At 64.2% G+C, this 16,517-nt stretch carries 12 protein-coding genes, 1 tRNA gene and 1 pseudogene; 7 read left to right on the top strand and 7 right to left on the bottom strand.

Translation table 11 applies throughout. The annotated features are described in order from the left end of the window. Positions 1-9: 9 nt before the first annotated feature. From glcF to glcD, 3 genes are read right to left on the bottom strand one after another with little or no spacing between them, the layout of a single operon-like run. On the bottom strand, positions 10-1,227 hold the full coding sequence (gene glcF / locus J7655_RS01445; protein ID WP_230926247.1) for a glycolate oxidase subunit GlcF: 1,218 nt from the start codon (positions 1,225-1,227) through the stop codon (positions 10-12). 3 nt (positions 1,228-1,230) lie between these two features. Then, the gene (gene glcE, locus J7655_RS01450) at positions 1,231-2,286 is read right to left on the bottom strand and encodes a glycolate oxidase subunit GlcE (protein ID WP_230926248.1); all 1,056 of its coding nucleotides are present in this window, start codon (positions 2,284-2,286) and stop codon (positions 1,231-1,233) included. Beyond that, a complete protein-coding gene (gene glcD / locus J7655_RS01455) occupies positions 2,286-3,785 on the bottom strand; it encodes a glycolate oxidase subunit GlcD (protein ID WP_230926249.1) in 1,500 nt (499 codons plus the stop codon). The genes glcE and glcD overlap by 1 nt, the downstream gene beginning before the upstream one ends. A 238-nt stretch (positions 3,786-4,023) precedes the next feature. Here glcD and glcC point away from each other — a divergent pair, with 238 nt between their 5' ends. The 4 genes from glcC (at position 4,024) to J7655_RS01475 (ending at position 8,868) form a co-directional block, all read left to right on the top strand. Then, positions 4,024-4,797 (top strand): transcriptional regulator GlcC, encoded by a 774-nt coding sequence (glcC, locus tag J7655_RS01460; protein WP_230926250.1) that lies wholly within the window; start codon positions 4,024-4,026, stop codon positions 4,795-4,797. A 239-nt stretch (positions 4,798-5,036) separates the two neighbouring features. Further along, positions 5,037-5,801, top strand: a complete 765-nt coding sequence (locus tag J7655_RS01465; RefSeq protein ID WP_230926251.1) for a type IV pili methyl-accepting chemotaxis transducer N-terminal domain-containing protein — start codon at positions 5,037-5,039, stop codon at positions 5,799-5,801. A 66-nt stretch (positions 5,802-5,867) separates the two neighbouring features. Next, a complete protein-coding gene (locus J7655_RS01470) occupies positions 5,868-6,839 on the top strand; it encodes a GGDEF domain-containing protein (RefSeq protein WP_230926252.1) in 972 nt (323 codons plus the stop codon). A 445-nt stretch (positions 6,840-7,284) separates the two neighbouring features. Then, positions 7,285-8,868: an aldehyde dehydrogenase (NADP(+)) gene (locus tag J7655_RS01475; protein WP_230926253.1), complete on the top strand. Its 1,584-nt coding sequence runs from the start codon at positions 7,285-7,287 to the stop codon at positions 8,866-8,868. Between the two features lie 585 nt (positions 8,869-9,453). Here the strand turns inward: J7655_RS01475 and J7655_RS01480 are convergent. Next, positions 9,454-9,530 (bottom strand) — tRNA-Arg (locus tag J7655_RS01480). A gap of 340 nt (positions 9,531-9,870) precedes the next feature. Between J7655_RS01480 and gabD the strand changes: the two genes are divergently transcribed. Further along, positions 9,871-11,322, top strand: a complete 1,452-nt coding sequence (gene gabD, locus J7655_RS01485; RefSeq protein ID WP_230926254.1) for an NADP-dependent succinate-semialdehyde dehydrogenase — start codon at positions 9,871-9,873, stop codon at positions 11,320-11,322. 157 nt (positions 11,323-11,479) lie between these two features. Then, positions 11,480-12,760 (top strand): 4-aminobutyrate--2-oxoglutarate transaminase, encoded by a 1,281-nt coding sequence (gene gabT, locus J7655_RS01490; protein WP_230926255.1) that lies wholly within the window; start codon positions 11,480-11,482, stop codon positions 12,758-12,760. 247 nt (positions 12,761-13,007) lie between these two features. Here gabT and J7655_RS20865 read toward each other — a convergent pair whose 3' ends face one another. The 3 genes and pseudogenes from J7655_RS20865 to J7655_RS01505 all read right to left on the bottom strand — a co-directional run bounded on the left by J7655_RS20865 (position 13,008) and on the right by J7655_RS01505 (position 14,620). Next, positions 13,008-13,397 (bottom strand): CZB domain-containing protein, encoded by a 390-nt coding sequence (locus J7655_RS20865; protein WP_420850925.1) that lies wholly within the window; start codon positions 13,395-13,397, stop codon positions 13,008-13,010. A 3-nt stretch (positions 13,398-13,400) separates the two neighbouring features. Next, a pseudogene (locus tag J7655_RS20870) lies at positions 13,401-13,676 on the bottom strand (methyl-accepting chemotaxis protein); the annotation flags it as partial. A gap of 584 nt (positions 13,677-14,260) precedes the next feature. Beyond that, positions 14,261-14,620, bottom strand: coding sequence for a cupin domain-containing protein (locus tag J7655_RS01505; protein WP_230926256.1), 360 nt, complete (start codon positions 14,618-14,620; stop codon positions 14,261-14,263). Between the two features lie 248 nt (positions 14,621-14,868). Between J7655_RS01505 and J7655_RS01510 the strand changes: the two genes are divergently transcribed. Further along, positions 14,869-16,362 carry an aldehyde dehydrogenase gene (locus tag J7655_RS01510; protein ID WP_230926257.1) on the top strand — a complete coding sequence of 498 codons (1,494 nt, stop codon included), beginning with the start codon at positions 14,869-14,871 and terminating at the stop codon, positions 16,360-16,362. Positions 16,363-16,517 lie beyond the last annotated feature (155 nt).

Here is a 16,517-nt window from a genome sequence, read left to right on the forward strand (position 1 = left end):
TTCAGGCTTTCAGCCCATCGCTTCTTCGACGATCTCGATCCAGTGCCGCACCGGTATGCGCCCGGCGCCGTCCAGATGGGTCTGGCAGCCGATATTTGCGGTGACGATGGCGTCCGGTTTGCCGCTTTCCAAGGCATTGAGCTTGTTGTCGCGCAGTTGCCTGGACAGCTCCGGCTGGGTCAGCGAATAGGTGCCGGCCGAGCCGCAGCAGAGGTGGCCGTCCGGCACCGCCGTCAGGCCAAAGCCGAGGCGCGTCAGCACGCCTTCCACCGCGCCGCCGAGCTTCTGCGCATGCTGCAGGGTGCAGGGGCAATGGAAGGCCAGGCGCTGCTCGGCGCGTACCTGCAGTTGCTCCAGTGGCTCGCCCTGCAGCACCTCGACCAGATCCTTGGCCAGGGCGCTGACCCGTGCGGCCTTGGCCGCGTACGCCGGATCGCTGGCGAGCAGGTGACCGTAGTCCTTGACGAAGGCGCCACAGCCGCTGGCGGTCTGCACGATGGCCTCGGCGCCGGCTTCGATGGCCGGCCACCAGGCGTCGATGTTCTGCCGCGCGCGTTGCAGCCCCGCTTCCTGGGCGTTGAGGTGATAGTCGACGGCGCCGCAGCAGCCGGCTTCGTGGATCGGCGTGACGCTGATGCCCAGGCGATCGAGCACGCGTGCGGTGGCGGCATTGGTGTTGGGCGACAGCCCCGGCTGTACGCAGCCTTCGAGCATCAACACGCGGCGGCTGTGCTGCGTGGTCGGGCGTGGTTTGGCCGGGCGAATCTCGCGCGGCAGCTTGGCTTTGAGCGTGGCCGGCAGCAGCGGGCGCAGGGCCAGGCCGGCCTGGGTCAGCGCCTTGAACAGGCCCGGGCGTGGCACCACGGTGCGCAGGCCCTGGCGCAGCAGGCGTTGCTCGAGCGGACGTGGCACCGCCTGCTCGGCCACTTCGCGGCCAATGTCCAGCAGGTTGTGGTACTGCACGCCGGAGGGGCAGGTGGTTTCGCAGTTGCGGCAGGTCAGGCAGCGATCCAGATGCTGTTGGGTCTTGGCCGTGACCTCGTTGCCTTCGAGCATCTGCTTGATCAGGTAGATGCGCCCGCGCGGGCCGTCCAGCTCGTCACCGAGCAACTGATAGGTCGGGCAGGTGGCGTTGCAGAAGCCGCAATGCACGCAGGAGCGGAGGATGCGTTCGGCTTCCTCGGCGCGCGGCAGGCGCTTGGCCTGTTCACTCAAATTGGTCTGCACGTCTTATACCTCGGCGTACATGCGCCCAGGGTTGAAAATACCCTGGGGGTCGAGCTGGTTCTTCAACTGGCGCTGGTAGCGCAGCAGCGGTGCAGCCAGCGGCTGGAAGGGTTGTGCCTGGCCGGCCGCGAAGCAGGTGGCGTGACCGCCGAGCTTGGCCGTCACGCGCTGGATCAGCTCGCCGTCGGCGTCGGTCTTCAGCCAGCGCTGCGCGCCGCCCCAGTCGATCAGCTGGCGGCCGGGCACATCGAGAATTCCACTATTGGCCGGCAATGACAGGCGCCACAGCGTGCCGCTGGCGCTGAAGAAAGGCAGGCGCTGTTCGCGCAGTTGCTGCCAGTAGCCGTTGTCGATCTCCTCACCACCGAGGCGTTGGCGCGCGGCCTGAACCGAACCCTCGCCGCCTTCCAGGCGCAGGTGCAGCGCGGCACCATCATGACTGGCGGCACTGATCGGCAGCGGCTGCTGGCCCCATTCGGCGAGCTTGCTCAGGGCATGTAGGGCGTCCACTTCCAGACGCAGGCTGAGCACCTGGCGCGGCTTGGGCAGCACCTTGAGCGACACCTCGGCGAGCAGGCCGAGGCAGCCAAAGCTGCCGGCCATCAGCCGTGACAGGTCGTAGCCGGCGACGTTCTTCATCACCTCGCCGCCGAAACGCAGCAGCTTGCCCTGGCCGGTGATCACGCGGGTGCCGAGCACCTGGTCGCGCACCGAGCCGGCCCAGGGCCGGCGTGGGCCGGACAGCCCGGCAGCGACCATGCCGCCCAGGGTGGCGCCCTCGCCCAGGTGCGGCGGTTCGCACGGCAGCATCTGGTTGTTCGCCTCCAGCGCGGCCTCGATCTCGGCCAGCGGCGTGCCGGCGCGGGCACTGAGCACCAGTTCGGTGGGGTCATAGCTGACGATGCCGCGATGCTGGCGGGTATCCAGCACTTCACCCGTGGTGGCGCGACCCAGATGAGCCTTGCTGCCGCTGCCCTGGATGCGCAGCGGGGTGGCGCTGTTCAGCGCGTGGTTGACCTGTTCCAGCAGTGCGGCGCTGGCATCGAAATCATGCTGCATCAGAAGCGCTCCAGTTCCGGGAAGGGCAGTTGGCCGTGGTGCACGTGCATGGCGCCGAACTCGGCGCAGCGGTGCAGGGTGGGGATGTTCTTGCCCGGATTGAGCAGACCGCTGGGGTCGAACGCCGCCTTCACCGCGTGGAACAGGGTGATCTCGTCGCTGTTGAACTGTGCGCACATCTGGTTGATCTTCTCGCGGCCGACGCCGTGTTCGCCGGTGATGCTGCCGCCGACCTTGACGCAGAGTTCGAGGATCTTGCCGCCGATGGCTTCGGCGCGCTCCAGTTCGCCCGGCACGTTGGCATCGAAGAGGATCAGCGGGTGCATATTGCCGTCGCCGGCATGGAACACGTTGGCCACGCGCAGGCCGTATTCTTCGGACAGCTCGGCGATGCCGCGCAGCACGCCGGGCAGCTCGCGGCGGGGGATGGTGCCGTCCATGCAGTAATAGTCCGGCGAGATGCGCCCGACCGCCGGGAAGGCGTTCTTGCGCCCGGCCCAGAATTTCACCCGCTCAGCCTCGTCGCGAGCCAGGCGCACTTCGGTGGCGCCGGCCTGTTCCAGCACCTCGCGTACGCGCTCGCAATCGTCGGCGACGTCGGCCTCAACGCCGTCCAGCTCGCAGAGCAGGATGGCTTCGGCCTCCACCGGGTAGCCGGCCTGAATGAAGTCTTCGGCTGCGCGAATCGCCAGGTTGTCCATCATCTCCAGGCCGCCGGGGATGATGCCGGCGGCGATGATGTCACCCACGGCGCGGCCGGCCTTTTCCACCGAGTCGAAGGCCGCCAGCAGCACCTTGGCCACCTGCGGCTTGGGCAGCAGCTTGACCGTCACCTCGGTGACGATGCCGAGCATGCCCTCGGAGCCGGTGAACAGCGCCAGCAGGTCGAAACCCGGCGCGTCCAGCGCGTCGCTGCCGAGGGTCATGAACTCGCCTTCGACGGTGAGGATGTCCACCTTGAGCAGGTTGTGCACGGTCAGGCCGTACTTCAGGCAGTGCACGCCACCGGCGTTCTCGGCGACGTTACCGCCGATGGAACAGGCGATCTGCGAGGACGGGTCGGGGGCGTAATACAGGTCGAAGGGCGCGGCGGCCTGGGAGATCGCCAGGTTGCGCACACCGGGCTGGACGCGGGCGAAGCGCCCTTCGCGGTTTATCTCGAGAATCTGGTTGAAGCGCGCCATCACCAGCAGGATGCCCTTTTCCAGTGGCAGCGCGCCGCCGGACAGGCCGGTGCCGGCACCGCGCGCCACGACCGGCACGCCACGGGCGTGGCAGAGCTTGAGCAACTGCTGCACCTGCTCGATGCGCTCGGGCAGCACCACCAGCATGGGCGTGGTGCGATAGGCGGACAGGCCATCGCACTCGTAAGGCTTGAGGTCTTCCTGGGTGTGCAGGATGTCGAGGTCGGGCAGACGCTGGCGCAACTCGACCAGCAGGGCGGCCTTGTCGACCTCGGGTAGCGCGCCGTCGACGCGCTCGTCGTACAGAATGCTCATGGCAGGCTCAATCGTGAACGATGTTGTTATTGGCGGTCATGCTGCGACCTTGGCCTGCATGTTTAGGCCGTCTGTATTTTTCCGTCCATCTTTACTCATGCTGGTATGACCAGTTTCTTTCGCCAGCCTTTCACCGCGATCCAGATAAAAGACTTATGCTTTGTGGCCTGGACGCTGGCTTTGAACGCAAGTGGATCTGTCTGCGAAAACTGGTACGACCAGTTATGGGAGGGTTGAAATGAATGCGAATCAGGGCGCTGCACGACGCCAGGTGAGTGACGTGGTGGCCGAGCGCATCGAGCGGCTGATCGTCGATGGCGTACTCAAGGTGGGCCAGCCACTGCCGTCGGAACGGCGCCTGTGCGAAAAGCTGGGCATCTCCCGTTCGGCGCTGCGCGAAGGCCTCAAGGTGTTGCGCGGTCGCGGCATCATCGAGACGGCGCAGGGCCGCGACTCACGGGTGGCCAAGCTCAGCGGCGAGCGCGATGCCAGCCCGCTGATGCACCTGTTCAACTCGCAGCCGCGTACTCTGTACGACCTGCTGGAAGTGCGCGGCCTGCTCGAGGGGGAGTCGGCGCGCCTGGCGGCCCTGCGTGGCACCGAGGCGGATTTCGTGCTGTTGACCCGGCGTTACGAAGAGATGCTGGCGGCCCATACGCAGGAGCAGCCGGTGGACCCACGCGAGCATGCGCGCCTCGACCACGCCTTCCACCTGGCTATCTGCGAGGCCTCGCACAACCCGGTGCTGGTGCACACCCTGCAGTCGCTGACCGATCTGATGCTCAGCACCGTGTTCGCCTCGGTGAACAACCTCTATCACCGCCCGGCGCAGAAACGGCAGATCGACCGTCAGCATTCACGGCTGTATCACGCGGTAATCGAACGCCTGCCGGAACAGGCGCAGCGCGCGGCGCGCGACCATATCCACAGCATTCGCGACAATTTGCAGGAGATCGAGCAGGAAGAGCAGCGCCTGGTGCGCGCGACCATGCGCCTTGAAGGTTGGGCCTGATAGGGGCGTGCGCCGCCCTGAAACAGCAATACGGTATGCGACGAGCATGACTGTCCGCACAGAATGATGGCGTTTTAGCGGCTATTATTGCGCCCCTTGCGCAGTAGCCGGGTATTCATTCCTGCCGAAACTGCCCCTCCGCATTCCAATAAAAATCCCGCATTCAAGGGTTTACCCGTCACTGCAGGCGCCGGCCTGTGGTGCATTGCCTCGTCCTCGAATTTTGGAGTATCGACGTTTTGAAGAAGTATCTGTCTATCTTTCTGCTCGCCTGTAGCACGCTGGTAAGCATGCCCAGCCTGGCGCAGTTGAGCGATTCCGAAGCCATGAACATGGCCGGCCTGCAGCGTTCGCTGAGCCAGCGCATGGTCAAGAATTACCTGATGCTGGGGGCGGATGTGCGTGTCGATGCCGCTCAGCGTCAGTTGCAGGAAACCGTCGAGCGCTTCGACGCCAGCCAGAAGGCACTCAACGCCTACGCGCCCAACCCGGCTATCAAGGCTGCCCTGGCTCAGGTCGATGCCACCTGGGCCACCTATCGCCAGCAGATCGAGGCCAAGCCCGATCACGCCCAGGCGGCAGCCATTTTCAGCACCAGCGAAACCCTGTTGCAGCAGACTCAGACTGTCAGTGATGAGATGGCCAGGCATCTGGGCGAAATGGGCGCAGCGGTCAACCGCACGGGACAGACCCAGCGCATCGCCATGCTCTACATGCTCAAGTCGTGGAAAGTCCCGGCGCCGGACATTGATGCGAAGATGGACAAGGCCGTCAGCGACTTCGAGACCATCCTCGGCGAGCTGGAGGCGCGCGGTACGCCCAATGAGGAAATCGCCGCCGCACAACGCCGTGCTCGCGCTCACTGGGGTTTCACCCTCAAGGGCATCGACATGCACAACACCCAGTCCTCCGTGCCCACCGTGATCACCGTGAGCACCGATTCGCTGTTTCGCCAGCTCAACGAGCTGACGCGTCTATACGCTGGTTTGCAAGCGGACGAGTAAGGATTGCACCACCCTCCACCCGTCTTTGCGCTATAACGAAGCGCAAGGCGGGCAGAGGTGGTGGACATGAGCGCAGCAACTGATCAGGCGGTGTACAAGACTCTTCTGGAGTCGACCCGGGCGATCCCCTGGAAGATCGACTGGAAGACCATGACCTTCGCCTATATCGGCCCGCAGATCGAAACGCTGCTGGGCTGGTCGCAGGCCAGTTGGGTCAGTGCCGAAGACTGGGCGACGCGTATGCACCCGGACGACCGCGAGAAAGTGGTGCAATTCTGCATCGCGCAGTCGCAGAACGGTGTCGATCATGAGGCCGACTACCGTGCGCTGACCGCCGCTGGCGACTACGTGTGGATTCGCGACGTGGTGCATGTGGTGCGCGACGACAACGGTGAGGTGGATTCGCTGATCGGCTTCATGTTCGACATCAACGAGCGTAAGAAGACCGAGGAACAGTTGCTGACCCTGCAGAAGCAGCTCGAAGAGTACTCCTACAAGGACGGCCTCACCGGCGTCGCCAACCGGCGCATGTTCGACAGCGTGCTGGCTACCGAATGGGCCAATGCCCAGCGTACCCGCCAGCCGCTGTCGCTGATCCTGCTGGATATCGATCACTTCAAGCAGTTCAATGACCATTACGGCCACGTCCAGGGCGATGACTGCCTGAAAAGTGTCGGTCAGGCGCTGAGTCGCGCAGCCAGCCGGCCACGGGATTTCGTCGGCCGCTTCGGTGGCGAGGAGTTCGTGCTGGTACTGCCGGAGACCGACGAGGCCGCCGCCCGGCATATTGCCGAGCGTTGCCGCCAGCAGGTGCGTCAGCAGCGCATCGCTCACGCGCGCTCCGCCGTGTCGTCGCTGCTCACCATCAGCCTCGGCGTGGGCACCATCGTGCCGGGCGCCCACGACCGTTCGCAGGACTTCCTCAGCGCCGTCGACAAGCTGCTCTACCAGGCCAAGCAGCGAGGCCGTGACCGCCTGGAGGTGGCCAGAGCGCCTGCTCGCCCGGGTCTGGACGAAGCCGCAGATGTCCAGGCCTGAGCAATCGTTGACCCGTCTCGGCTGCTGATCGATAGCCCGAGGGCATGTGCCTGAGAGCCTCCGCGCCAGCAGAGCGCATGGCCGCGCAACCACAGCCACTGCATCAATACCGGGGCGCACACCGCGTCGTGATCGTTCAGGCCAGCGTCCGGCTACCGGTTTTTTGCACCATACCGCGCGCATCAAACACACATGGAATTTTCCCATAGCGTCCGTGGGCTTTTGCCCAATCCGCACCATGTCGCTTGGCCGATTTCCTGGTTCAGTCTGCAAGGCATTGCAACTTACTTTGCTTCAAGCGTACGTATCCGAGGACAAATAGATATGTTGTCACTTATCATACGTCCTACAACTGCGCAGGTGGTTGTGCATCCCGGCTTTGCCGCCGGGCCTCATTCATTGTCCCGATGGCGCCTTGCCCGCCATTTACTGACAGGAGAACGCCATGCTGAGTCTGACTGGCCACAATTACATCGGCGGTGAGCGCCGCGCTGCCGGCACCGTGGAGCACAAAAGCCTCGACGCCAGCAGCGGTGAAGCGCTGCCGTACACTTTCATCCAGGCCACGCCGGAAGAAGTCGACGCGGCCGCCCAGGCTGCCGCTGCCGCTTATCCGACCTACCGCAACCTGTCGGCGGTACGCCGTGCCGAGTTCCTCGAGGCGATTGCCGACGAAATCGACGCCCTCGGCGATGACTTCGTGGCTCTGGTCTGCCGCGAAACCGCACTGCCGGCGGCCCGTATCCAGGGCGAACGTGGTCGTACAAGTGGCCAGATGCGTCTGTTCGCCAAGGTGCTGCGTCGTGGTGACTTCTACGGTGCGCGCATCGACCGCGCCCTGCCGGATCGCCAGCCGCTACCGCGTCCGGATCTGCGTCAGTACCAGATCGGTGTTGGCCCGGTTGCCGTGTTCGGTGCCAGCAACTTCCCGCTGGCCTTCTCCACCGCGGGTGGCGATACCGCCTCTGCGCTGGCTGCCGGTTGCCCGGTGGTGTTCAAGGCGCACAGCGGCCACATGGCCACCGCTGAGTGCGTGGCCGACGCAGTGATTCGCGCCGCCGAGAAAACCGGCATGCCCAAGGGCGTGTTCAACATGATCTTCGGTGGCGGCGTCGGCGAGATCCTGGTCAAGCACCCGGCCATCCAGGCTGTCGGCTTCACCGGTTCGCTGAAAGGCGGCCGCGCCCTGTGCGACATGGCCGCTGCCCGTCCGCAGCCGATCCCGGTATTCGCCGAGATGTCCAGCGTCAACCCGGTGATCGTCCTGCCGGGCGCCCTGAAAGCGCGTGGTGCCACTGTCGCCAAGGAGCTGGCGGGCTCCGTGGTACTGGGCTGCGGTCAGTTCTGCACCAATCCTGGCCTGATCATCGGCATTCGCAGCGCCGAGTTCAGCGAGTTCGTCGCCGGCCTGGCCGATGCCATCGGCGCACAACCGGCACAGACCATGCTCAACGCCGGCACCCTGCGCAGCTACGCCAACGGTGTGGCGCAGCTCAAAGGCCATGCAAAAGTCAGCCACCTGGCGGGCAACGAGCAGGCCGGCAACCAGGCGCAACCGCAACTGTTCAAGGCTGACGTGAGCATGCTGCTCGAAGGCGACCATCTGCTGCAGGAAGAAGTCTTCGGCCCGACCACCATCGTCGTCGAAGTCGCCGACAGCACCGAGCTGACCCGTGCCCTGCAGAGCATGCACGGCCAACTAACCGCCACCCTGATCGCCGAACGTGACGACCTGAGCGCCTTCCGCGACCTGTTGCCGCTGCTGGAAGTCAAAGCCGGCCGTGTGCTGCTCAATGGCTACCCGACTGGCGTTGAAGTCTGCGACTCCATGGTGCATGGCGGCCCTTACCCGGCGACTTCCGATGCTCGCGGCACTTCGGTCGGCACCCTGGCGATCCACCGCTTCCTGCGTCCGGTCTGCTACCAGAACTACCCGGACGAGGTACTGCCGGAGGCGCTGCAGAACGCCAACCCGCTGGGCATTCAGCGTCTGGTCGACGGCGTACACACGCGTGATGCGCTGAGCTGATCCGAGCGCTGTAACGAACAATGCCGCACCCGTGGGGGGCGGCATTTTTGTGTGGTCGGGTGCGCTTGAACAGTTCATCGAAGCAGTAACAGCGTCGGGCGTCGTCCATCACGAAGCTTTTCTGCAGGTACTCACTCAGGGTTCGGCTGGAAACTGCTTGCCGCACGCTGAGCGTACGCGATAGCCCACGGCGATGATCATGAGCAGGGCCTACAGGTGGGGCAGGTAGTCCTTGCCATCGGCGGCAGTCGTAATCTTCGAGTTTACTGCTGCCGCTTCAGCCTGCTCCCCCATCAGCGATGATGGCCTGGATAGGCTTGCTGGTCTGATACAGCTCGGCCATTTCCAGCGGCGTCAACCAGGCGTGGTCATCCGTTACGCGCAATGTGATCTGCGCCAGGCCGTCTTCAGTGCTTAGAGCCTCAGGTCGCTATTGGCCATATCAGCCACTCATTTCTGCTTCATCCGTGAATGATGCTTACTGCCAAGGGGCGGCGTGTAGTCGCGCTGCCCCCAACGCTATAAGAAGCGCACATTCACAGGCTTTAAAAACGAAGAAGCCCGCACGATGGCGGGCTTCTGAAATGGCGCACTCGGCGGGATTCGAACCCACGACCCCTGCCTTCGGAGGGCAGTACTCTATCCAGCTGAGCTACGAGTGCGTTGCGGGGCGCAATGATACGCATCTGGGCGCTTAGCGTCCATCGTGCATGAGTGTGCGTTATTCCGAACGAACTTTACACTTTTGCCCTGGCCAAGAGCCCCCTAAGAAAGTTTTTTATCATTCTTTCGTCGATTTAGCGCTTCCGGCTATTGCCCTTTACCCGTGCCGCTCCTAGGATTCGTTTGAGATTTCAAACGCAGTGTTCGCTCATCCCGAACCCTTCGCCACTCAGCGGCTCTTAACTATTTACCAGGTCAGGCCGTGCTTATCGCGCGGCGTGCTTCGTGTCCACGACTCCACTCCCGACGCCTGGGCGTCGGTCATCCAAGGAGACTGCCATGCAACTGAAAGACGCTCAGCTGTTCCGCCAACAGGCCTATATCGATGGCCAGTGGCTGGATGCCGACAGCGGCCAGACGATTGCCGTGAATAACCCGGCAACTGGCGAGATCATCGGTCACGTGCCGAAGATGGGCCGCGCGGAAACCCGCCGTGCCGTCGAGGCTGCCGAGAAGGCGCTGCCGGCCTGGCGTGCGCTGACTGCCAAGGAGCGTGCGAACAAGCTGCGTCGCTGGTTCGAGCTGCTGATGGAAAATCAGGACGACCTCGGTCGCCTGATGACCCTGGAGCAGGGCAAGCCGCTGGCCGAAGCTAAGGGCGAGATTGCCTACGCCGCCTCCTTTATCGAGTGGTTCGCCGAAGAAGCCAAGCGCGTCTACGGTGACGTGATTCCGGGCCACCAGCCAGACAAGCGCCTGATCGTGATCAAGCAGCCGATCGGCGTCACCGCCGCCATCACGCCTTGGAACTTCCCCGCCGCGATGATCACCCGCAAGGCTGGCCCGGCCCTGGCCGCTGGTTGCACCATGGTGATCAAGCCGGCTTCGCAAACCCCGTTCTCCGCACTGGCCTTGGTCGAGCTGGCCGAGCGCGCCGGCATCCCCAAAGGCGTGCTGAGCGTAGTCACCGGCAGCGCCGGCGAAGTGGGTGGTGAGCTGACCAGCAACCCCATCGTGCGCAAGCTGAGCTTCACCGGCTCGACCGAGATCGGTCGTCAGCTGATGGCCGAGTGCGCCCAGGACATCAAGAAGGTGTCGCTGGAGCTGGGCGGCAACGCGCCGTTCATCGTCTTCGACGACGCCGACCTGGACGCTGCCGTCGAAGGCGCGCTGATCTCCAAGTACCGCAACAACGGCCAGACTTGCGTCTGCGCCAACCGCATTTATGTGCAGGACGGTGTCTACGACGCCTTCGCCGAGAAACTGATCGCCGCTGTGGGCAAACTGAAGATCGGTAACGGCCTGGAAGACGGCACCACCACCGGCCCGCTGATCGACAGCAAGGCCGTGGCCAAGGTGCAGGAACATATCGAAGACGCCGTAGGCAAAGGCGCCAAGCTGGCCCTGGGCGGCAAGCCGCACGCCCTGGGTGGCACCTTCTTCGAGCCGACCATCCTGCTCGACGTGCCGAAAAACGCCGCCGTGGCCAAGGAAGAGACCTTCGGTCCGCTGGCGCCGCTGTTCCGCTTCAAGGACGAGGCCGAAGTGATCGCCATGGCCAACGATACCGAGTTCGGCCTGGCCTCCTACTTCTATGCCCGTGACCTGGGCCGCGTGTTCCGCGTGGCCGAGGCGTTGGAGTACGGCATGGTGGGTATCAACACCGGCCTGATCTCCAACGAAGTCGCGCCGTTCGGCGGCGTGAAGGCGTCCGGCCTGGGCCGTGAAGGCTCCAAGTACGGGATCGAGGACTACCTCGAGATCAAGTACATGTGCCTCGGTGGAATTTGATTCGGAAATCCGCTGATTTCCAAGACGGGGCAAGGTGCGAAAGAGCGTGCGGCGCCCCGGTTGTAAGTCGTAACCCTATTGAGTCCCTCGCGGGCTCGGTTCAGTCGATCATCGCATGCTGAGCCGACCTCCCGCCGGGGATGACCATGAGGACACCATGAGCAAGACCAACGAATCCCTGCTGCAACGCCGTGCCGCCGCCGTACCGCGCGGTGTCGGCCAGATCCACCCGATTGTCGCCGAGCGCGCCGAGAACGCCACCGTGTGGGACGTCGAAGGCCGCGAGTACATCGACTTCGCCGGCGGTATCGCCGTGCTGAACACCGGCCACCTGCATCCGAAGGTGATCGCTGCCGTTCAGGAGCAACTGACCAAACTGACCCACACCTGCTTCCAGGTGCTGGCCTACGAGCCCTACATCGAGCTGTGCGAAGAGATCGCCAAGCGCGTGCCTGGTGACTTCGCCAAGAAGACCCTGCTGGTCACCTCCGGCTCCGAAGCCGTCGAGAACGCGGTGAAGATCGCCCGTGCTGCCACCGGTCGTGCCGGCGTGATCGCCTTCACGGGCGCCTACCACGGTCGCACCATGATGACCCTGTCGCTGACCGGCAAGGTCGTACCGTACTCCGCTGGCATGGGCCTGATGCCCGCTGGCGTGTACCGCGCCCAGGCGCCGTGCCCGCTGCATGGCGTGAGCGAGGACGAGTCCATCGCCAGCATCGAGCGCATCTTCAAGAACGACGCGCAGCCGCAGGACATCGCCGCGATCATCATCGAGCCGGTGCAGGGCGAGGGCGGTTTCTACGTCAACTCCCCGGCTTTCATGCAGCGCCTGCGCGCCCTGTGCGACCAGCACGGCATTCTCCTGATCGCTGACGAAGTGCAGACCGGCGCCGGCCGTACTGGCACCTTCTTCGCCACCGAACAACTGGGCGTGGTGCCGGATCTGACCACCTTCGCCAAGTCCGTTGGCGGCGGCTTCCCGATCTCCGGCGTATGCGGCAAGGCCGAGATCATGGACACCATCGCCCCCGGTGGCCTGGGCGGCACCTATGCCGGCAGCCCGATCGCCTGCGCCGCGGCCCTGGCCGTACTCAAGGTGTTCGACGAAGAGAACCTGCTGGCGCGCTCCAACGCCGTCGGCGAGAAGCTCAAAGCCGGCCTGAACAAGATCGCCGAGAAGCACAAGGTGATCGGTGACGTGCGTGGCTTGGGTTCGATGGTTGCCATCGAGCTGTTCGAGGGCGGTGACCACAGCAAGCCAGCTGCCGAGCTGGTCGGCAAGATCGTCGCCAAGGCGCGCGAGAAGGGCCTGATCCTGCTGTCGTGCGGCACCTACTACAACGTCATCCGCTTCCTGATGCCCGTCACCATTCCGGACGCGCAACTGGAAAAAGGCATCGCCATCGTCGCCGAGTGCTTCGACGAGCTGGCCTGAGTCGTTCCTGCCGTACCTGCGCCCGTGGCTATTCAGCCGGGCGCACCTGAGACCCGCCGTGTGCGGGTCTTTTTTCGCGTGGAGGATGGGGCTCTGGCTCTGGCCAGTCGCCGCTGAAGCGCCTCCCACAGGTGCGCTGCCGGTCGTGCTGCAGCCTGTGGGGGGCTTTAGCCGCGACGGATCTCCTGCCACGAAATCCCCGGATTGCATCCGGGCTACGCTCTGGCCTCATCTTGAGTGGTTTGGCTCAGTGGCGGCGACTCAGCGCGTCGAGCTGCTGGCTGACGTCATGGCTGGCCCGCTCCATCTGCGCCACGGCCTGCAGGGTGCGCGCCCAGTCCTGTTTCTGCGCGGCGTGCAGGGCTTCGTGAGCCGCCTCGTGCACCTGGCGATGCGGTGCCTCCAGCTGCTGATAGCCGCGCGTCCTGCCGTAGCGGGCGATGGTTTCGCCATCCTGGTACCAGCGGCCCAGGCGGCAGCTCTGGTGGTTGGCCAGCTCGGTATTGCTGTCGTGACGCTGCAGGCGTTGGTAGACCTCGAACTTGAACAGCAGATGGTCGAGCTTGACCGCTTCGCAGAACGAGCCGAGGGCGATGTGCTCGATCAGTGCGCTCATGCGTTCGCCCATTTCGACCATGCTGTCGAGGGTGTTGGCCGATTGCGAGACGTCGCCGGACAGGCGCGAAGCTTCCTGCGATAGCTGACCGATGGACTGGCTGGCGCGCTCGGTTTCCTGGTTGATGCTGGCAACGAGCTGGCTGATTTCCTGGGTGGCCTGGTGGGTGCGTTGCGCCAGGGCGCGCACCTCATCGGCGACCACGGCAAAGCCACGGCCCTGCTCGCCCGCACGGGCCGCTTCGATGGCGGCGTTGAGGGCCAGCAGGTTGGTCTGGTCGGAAATGGCCTTGATCAGCTCGACGATGCGGCTGATATCGCCCACCCGACCTTGCAGCAGTTCGACACTCTGCACGCTCTGGATGCCCTGCTTGGACATGCCGCCGAGTGCGCTGGAAAAACCGGCGAGCAGGCTCGAGGTCTGCTGGAAAACGCCCTGATGTTCGCGCTGCTTTTCGACCTCGACACGCAGTTGTTCCGCCTGCGCGACCACGCCGTCACGCGTAGCCGAGAGGGAGTCCTGGAAGTGGCTTAGTTCGCTTTGCAGTCGTTCGCGAAAGCGGCTCATGCCGTTGAGCTGGTGTTGCTCCTGCTGGGTCTGGCGCAGTAGCTCGCGGGTATCCTCCAGCTCGCGCTGCATGGCCTGCTTTTCGGCGCTCAGGCGTTCGACCTGGCTGTGCAGGTCTTGGCATTGCTGGCGCAATTTACGGTCGAACATGGGGGGCTACTCCGGGCAGGAAATGGCGGGTGACGCTGGCCTTCGTTATCGGCATTTCATTATTCGACTGAAGGGCGCGCGCGGCATTGACGCCGAGCATGGGCGCATGCAGAAAAAGGCCCGCGCATGGCGGGCCAAAGGGTGACAAGCAACAGGAATTGCGGGGCCTATTTGGGCTCGAAGATCACATACACCTTGCGGCAGGCTTCCAGCACTTCCCAGGTGCCGGAGAAGCCGGCCGGGATGACGAAGCGGTCGCCGGCGCGTACGGTCTTGGCATTGCCCTCGGCATCGCGCAGCACTGACACGCCCTGGAGAATCTCGCAGTATTCGTGCTCGGTGTAGTGCACCGTCCACTGGCCCACGGCGCCTTCCCAGATGCCGCTGCTGAACTGGCCGCAAGGGCTGCTGTAGTGGTTGCGTACGTTCTGCGCCGGATCACCCTTGAGCACCTTTTCCGGCGCGGGGCGGTAATGTTCGGCGGCGGTGCCGGCCTGGGCGAAGTCAACGATCTGTTCGATGCTCATCTGACGTTTCCGAAGTAAATGAAGACAGCCTGCCAGGGGGCTGATGCAGGTAGGGATGTTCAGCAGTCTATGTGTGGAAAAACGAACATGGCAAGGGCGTTTGGCTGGATTTTGTCAAAAATATTGAAAACTCCAGCGCCACTGGTTTAGTGTGGCGGGCAGGATTGGGCCCGCCAGCTGGCCCCGCGAAATTTTCCCCGGCGTACGCCCCCTTGGGCGCCCTGACGCCCATACAAGAGGATGCCGCAATGACTGATCTGACCCGTGCCGACTGGGAACAGCGCGCCAAGACCCTGAGCATTGAAACCCGCGCCTTCGTGCACGGTGAGTATCGCGCAGCCGAGTCGGGTGCCACCTTCGAGTGCATCAGCCCGGTGGATGGCCGCGTGCTCGGTCAGGTAGCCAGCTGCGACCTGGCCGATGCCGAGCTGGCGGTCAGGGATGCCCGTGCCACGTTCAATTCCGGCGTGTGGTCGCGCCTGGCGCCGGTCAAGCGCAAGCAGATCATGATCCGCTTTGCCGACCTGATCGATGCCAACGCCGAAGAACTGGCCCTGCTGGAAACCCTGGATATGGGCAAACCGATCAGTGACGCGCTGAACATCGATGTGCCGGCTGCTTCCCGTGCCATCCGCTGGAGCGGCGAGGCCATCGACAAGATCTACGACGAAGTGGCCGCGACTCCGCACGACGAGTTGGGCCTGGTGACCCGTGAGCCGGTCGGCGTGGTCGCCGCCATCGTGCCGTGGAACTTCCCGCTGCTGATGACCTGCTGGAAGCTCGGCCCGGCGCTGTCCACCGGCAACTCGGTGATTCTCAAGCCGTCCGAGAAGTCCTCACTGACCGGCATCCGCATTGCCCAGCTGGCCATCGAGGCCGGTATTCCGGCGGGCGTGTTCAACGTGCTGCCGGGCTTCGGCCACACCGTCGGCAAGGCCCTGGCCCTGCATATGGATGTCGACACCCTGGTGTTCACCGGCTCGACCAAGATCGCCAAGCAACTGATGATCTACGCCGGCGAGTCGAACATGAAGCGCGTGTGGCTGGAAGCCGGCGGCAAGAGCCCGAACATCGTCTTCGCCGACGCACCGGATCTCAAGGCCGCTGCCGAGGCCGCCGCCAGCGCCATCGCCTTCAACCAGGGCGAAGTGTGCACCGCCGGTTCGCGCCTGCTGGTGGAGAACTCCATCAAGGATCAGTTCGTGCCCATGGTGGTCGAGGCCATCAAGGCCTGGAAGCCGGGCCACCCGCTGGATCCGGCGACCAATGTCGGTGCGCTGGTCGATACCACGCAGATGAACAACGTACTGAGCTACATCCAGGCCGGTCACGAAGACGGTGCCAAACTGGTGGCCGGCGGCAAGCGCGTGCTGGAAGAAACCGGCGGCACTTACGTCGAGCCGACCGTCTTCGACGGTGTGAACAACGCCATGCGCATCGCCAAGGAAGAGATCTTCGGCCCGGTGCTGTCGGTGATCGGCTTCGATGACGAGGCCGATGCCGTGGCCATCGCCAACGACACCATCTATGGTCTGGCGGCCGGTATCTGGACCAGCAACCTGTCCCGCGCCCATCGCGTTGGCCGCGCCGTGCGTGCCGGTAGCGTGTGGATCAACCAGTACGACGGCGGCGACATGACCGCGCCGTTCGGCGGCTTCAAGCAGTCCGGTAACGGCCGCGACAAGTCGCTGCACGCGTTCGACAAGTACACCGAGATTAAGGCCACCTGGATCAAGCTGTAGCGGTACCGGGACGATCTCCTGGTCGTCGGCCATACGGCGTTGCGTCCTCGCTTTCAATGCTCACGTACTGCAGTACGCTGCGCTTGAAAGCTCCGGTGCGCCTTGTCTGGCCTTAGCCCAGGAGATCTTCATCGAGTTGCTTCCAGGCGAATATC

Origin of the sequence: Pseudomonas wenzhouensis (assembly GCF_021029445.1) — a bacterium.
Taxonomy (GTDB): Bacteria; Pseudomonadota; Gammaproteobacteria; order Pseudomonadales; family Pseudomonadaceae; genus Aquipseudomonas; species Aquipseudomonas wenzhouensis.